At 41.2% G+C, this 4589-nt stretch carries 5 protein-coding genes; 4 read left to right on the top strand and 1 reads right to left on the bottom strand.

Annotation, left to right across the window (positions count from 1 at the left end; all coding sequences use genetic code 11):
• Positions 1 to 850 precede the first annotated feature (850 nt).
• The 4 genes from AB6D06_RS22210 to AB6D06_RS22225 all read left to right on the top strand — a co-directional run bounded on the left by AB6D06_RS22210 (position 851) and on the right by AB6D06_RS22225 (position 3258).
• The gene (locus AB6D06_RS22210; RefSeq protein ID WP_371692781.1) at positions 851 to 1168 is read left to right on the top strand and encodes a MobC family plasmid mobilization relaxosome protein; all 318 of its coding nucleotides are present in this window, start codon (positions 851 to 853) and stop codon (positions 1166 to 1168) included.
• A gap of 684 nt (positions 1169 to 1852) precedes the next feature.
• Entirely contained in the window at positions 1853 to 2308 is a 456-nt protein-coding gene (locus AB6D06_RS22215) for an MbeB family mobilization protein (RefSeq protein ID WP_372111873.1), read from the top strand.
• A gap of 3 nt (positions 2309 to 2311) precedes the next feature.
• Positions 2312 to 2542, top strand: a complete 231-nt coding sequence (locus AB6D06_RS22220) for an MbeD family mobilization/exclusion protein (protein WP_371705181.1) — start codon at positions 2312 to 2314, stop codon at positions 2540 to 2542.
• Positions 2543 to 3042: 500 nt separating this feature from the next.
• Positions 3043 to 3258, top strand: a complete 216-nt coding sequence (locus tag AB6D06_RS22225) for a hypothetical protein (protein WP_176247074.1) — start codon at positions 3043 to 3045, stop codon at positions 3256 to 3258.
• 298 nt (positions 3259 to 3556) lie between these two features.
• On the opposite strand, the gene AB6D06_RS22230 is transcribed toward AB6D06_RS22225, so the two are convergent.
• A complete protein-coding gene (locus AB6D06_RS22230; protein ID WP_176247075.1) occupies positions 3557 to 4093 on the bottom strand; it encodes a hypothetical protein in 537 nt (178 codons plus the stop codon).
• Between the last annotated feature and the right edge of the window lie 496 nt (positions 4094 to 4589).

Raw genomic sequence — 4589 nt, forward strand, 5'->3', positions numbered from 1 at the left:
TTTTTTTTTGATCTGCAATTAACTGATAAAGAGATCATTGCGATCTTTGGGATTTGGTCGTAACCTAATGGCCAGATGTGAAAAAACCACCCGGCAAGGTGGTTTATTTCGGAATACTTAAACGAATTCAGACCCCGTTAAGTCCTTTCATGATAGACCATATCATATGAGCACTTCAAGTATTCCCTGACCTATTTGGATTCAAGATGTTTTGGATAGGTGTGTCATCCCGCTATCGACCAAGGATTTCCTGAGATAGCCAGCGAACGAACTGAACCCGAAATGACGTAATAGGTCACGATGCTACAGCTGCTAGGCATTGAGTAAGGCCAAATGATAATACGGTTTAGTGTGTGCCACTGAGGAGGATGTTTTAAGAGTCTGCAAATGACCTTAGAGCACTAAAGGCACAGCGTAGGGCAGCCCGAAAGGGAGAGAAAACCCCAAGGTTAAACGATAAATGACCCCTGATATTTCATCCATTTTAATGGTTTCGAGATAGGGGTTCGGCGTAGCCGAAAGGGCTTGAGTTGGAGCTTTGCGACCTCCTTATGCTGGCGCTTTTCAATGCGAGGGTGTTCCTGTCTTAATTGGCCTTTTCTTTTTCCTTCTCTGCGACATTTTGACCTGTCCTCCATTATTTCTATTTTGATTCAAACAGAGATAGTTCTCTTATTTCCCTGTAGTACATTCGTATTAAGCTTTTAAAGCCAGTATACACAGCGTCCCCTTTATTCGCTTCGCTCCTGACGGGTTCACAGTGACTGGCACAGGGGCTTCGCCCCCGAGACCCCCGAAGACCACGGGCGATAATCCGCCCCTTCGGTTCGAATCATCGCCCGAGGCCATTATGAAATTAAGACAGAAAGAGATAAAAATCCGAGTGCATGATGACGAGTATTCTTCGTTGCAGCGTCGAAATACTAAGGCACGATTAGCGGAATGGATGCGTGATGTGTGCTTGGGAGAAAAGGAAGCGTCACGATTTAAAGCGCCACCTTGTGATCCTGCTTTGCTTCGTCAATTAGCCGGTATTGGTAACAACTTAAATCAGATAGCCAGGGCGACGAATTCTGATGATTGGAAAACAGTGGATCGACTCAAAGTCATCACAGCATTGGGGGCGATTGAACAAGCCATACGAGATCTGCAGGATGAGCATTCATGATTGTCAAAATTCACTCTCGTGGAACCGGTTGTGGCTCCGGTCCTGTTGAATATCTATTAGGTAAAGACGGAGAACGTGACGGGGCCACGTTAGATCGTGGTGACCCGTGTACGATTATTGCCCTCATCGATTCGAGTCCATATGCAAAAAAATATACGAGTGGGGTTCTTTCTTTTGCTGAATCTGATTTACCTCGAGAAGCTAAAGATAAATTAATGTCGTCGTTTGAATCGGCATTACTCCCTGGTCTGGACAAAGATCAGTTTGCTTGTCTTTGGGTCGAGCATCGAGACAAAGGCCGATTAGAGTTAAATTTTGTGGTACCGAATATAGAGCTTTTAAGTGGTCGACGGCTGCAACCGTATTTTGACCGTGTCGATCGGCCTCGAATTAATGCGTGGCAAACCCTCCAAAATGAATTTTTGAAATTAAAAGATCCGAATGACCCAGCGAATAAACAAGAGCTGGTGACCGCGAATACTTTGCCTCATTCAAAAAAATTGGCGGTTGAAATGATCACTCGTGGGCTTTTAACACAAGCGGGAAATGGCGAGATTCGAAATCGTGATGATGTGAAGGATTGCCTCGAAAAAGCCGGTTTCACCATTGCCCGAGAAACTAAGAATAGTTTGAGTATTGCCAATCCAGAAGGTGGTAAGAATCTTCGATTGAAAGGACTGATTTATGAAAAAGATTTTAGATTTGGCCTCGGACTTCGAGACGAAATCCAAAGAGCAAGCGAACGATATCGAGCGCTCGCTCAAGAGCGAATTTTCGAAGCACGAACAACATATCGTGAGGGCTTTGAAAGACAGCGAGATCGAAATCAGCAACGTCATCGACGACCAGACTTCGAGCCTGAAAAGGTTAATTCTCCCCAGTTGGTTATGGGGGATCGCGTTCGTGGTGTCGGTGATTTTGGTGTCATGGGGCGTGATTTGGTATCAGGGCACGCTGATCACGGACAATTGGGTGACAATCAGTCAGCAGAAAGATCGGATAGCGGAACTCGAGAGCCAGGGCGGAAATCTTCAACTCAGCCGGTGCGGGGAACGCTTGTGCCTAGCACAAGCGGAAGGAACGTCGAATTGGACGAGAAAGTCCGACCAACGTCCGATGTTTATTCCAGAGGGGTATTAAGTGATGACGGAATTAGAGACTCAGCTATTGAGCGCGTTCGAGGACTTAGAGAAAGAGCACGAGAAGCGACATCAAGACTTTGTGACGGCCTACAACGGATTGGTGAAAATGTTCGATGCTACTTCGTTGGAGAACAAAAAATTGCACTTGAGCGTGAGTCACTTGACCGAGCAAGTGCAGAGCTTGAACGCTCAGCTCCAGCGGTTGGAAAAGCGCTACAACACGAACAGATGATGAGTCGAGATCGAGAAATTGGTGATCGTGGAATGAGTTTGTAACAAATAGGCATTTGGCTATTTGTTTTGGTTGAAACGGATGGCGGTTTTATTGCCCTGTAAATCGCTCTGAAAGCGTCACAAACTTACAGCCCGATTTATGGGTCAGTAGAGCGAAGTGATTGCTTTAAAACGTGCCTATGGGCGTTTGAGTGCGTGAGGTGGGTGTTTTCGATAGCTAAGTGAGCCATTGAACATAATGCACATAATGACTACCAAGATTTTGGAATCTGAGTGACTTTTTTGTTCCTGATTGTGCTGTTTTTTTTTGCCTATTCTGCTTTGCAGACATTGTAGTCACAGAACTAAAATGTCTAACGCGTTAGATATTGAAAGTAATGATCATGAATTGTTGTTTCACGCTGTGAAACAGTCTTATAAATGAGATTTTGTCAGGCAGTTGCTATTTTCATCGTGATGAATTTATATAGTTAAAATGATTTTTTAGGAGAAGTTTAATTGGATATTCAAGTCGATATAAAGCATGTTGTTGAAGATCTAAGGTACGTAAAGGTATCCCTTCATGAGTTCACTAATCGAAAAGGAAAAAGTGTAGATGTGATGATTTGGGTTCCTAATTGCGATTCGATATCAGAGATGGAAATTGCAGCTAAAAAAACAGCTATAGCTCAACTAAAAGTAGCACTATCTTCTTTAGATAAGGATGTTGAGTGAAAACAGACAATGTCGGATTTGGGAGATATTTTTGGTCTCAGACCAAAAATATCTGGAAGAAAATGCCTTTCAATTTTTGGTGTCAAGTTCTTTATAAAATGTAAATATCATTGACACTAATATTCTATTCTGCAATAGTTATTACGTGAGTATACGAACGGAACCACTTTTAAAGTGGAGTACTCGTACCGCCTACGATGTAGGTTGACGCCCAAGAGCGCGATAATCAAAGGTTCCGATTTAATGCTTAAGTGCATAGAACAAACCAGCATTAGCTGGTTTTTTCGTTTCTATAGACCTATCTATGCCTAGGTGGAGCTTTGACAGGCTTTCCTATCAGGGTGTTATAAACTGCTACTGTAAATCTTATCTTTCCTAATTTTCTCGCATTTCCATGAGTTCTAAAAAATGCACTTTGGACGAATAGATTCAAATCTGCGTTTTCATCGTTGCTCTTACTTAAAGTGAAATAAATCTCATAATTCCCAGTAGCTGTTGGGATTTTCAAATAGTTCTGTTTTCTCGATTTTTTGCCACCATCATTAATAAAAACATACCCATTCTGTAGGGCATATATGTGCTCTAGTAGCTGTAATGACGCATCGTATCTAGTTTGGCAGAACGTGCGTTCCTCTCGACTTTCATTGTAAAAAAGAGAGGGTTGGTCATTCTCTTCTCTTCCTTTAGTGAAGCAGTGGCATGAAAAGATGATCTTTATACGATAAATTTTTTCTTCGTTATCTCCTGATGCTGGTTGTATTAAATTCCAATATCTATCATTTAAGTGGGATAAGTTGTAATCGTGCCCATTTAAGTTGAAATTACTTCTATTCATAACCAGCTCAGTAAGTGACTTTGAGGTATTTTATCACATAAAAAACATATGAAATCATGATAATGCATTGAAAATATTCAAGATAAATTTTCAATGCATTATTTATTAAATCATAATTAACAGAATTATGATGTGAACTTTTGAGTTGGTTGTTATATAGGTATATAGTGATTAAATATTTGTTATGTATCTAATATATAGAGGTTTTTGTATGGGTTTGTATGTAAAACCACATGAAAAAGTAGGAAGGAGCGGTGGTTCTTTTCAGGAGTGCGATATCAACACTTTAACGCATCAGATCATTAGGGAATATGGCCGTTATTGTACTATTCGTGATAATGAATTCGCTCCGCCAACAAGTACTTCTGGGCGTTTCTGGCATCAGATATATAAAACGCCAGATAATACAGAATGAAAAAAAAAGACCTTCATAATTGAAGGTTTTTTTTTGATCTGCAATTAACTGATAAAGAGATCATTGCGATCTTTGGGATTT

Origin of the sequence: Vibrio sp. 10N.239.311.G01 (genome assembly GCF_041465805.1) — a bacterium.
GTDB lineage: Bacteria > Pseudomonadota > Gammaproteobacteria > Enterobacterales > Vibrionaceae > Vibrio > Vibrio crassostreae_C.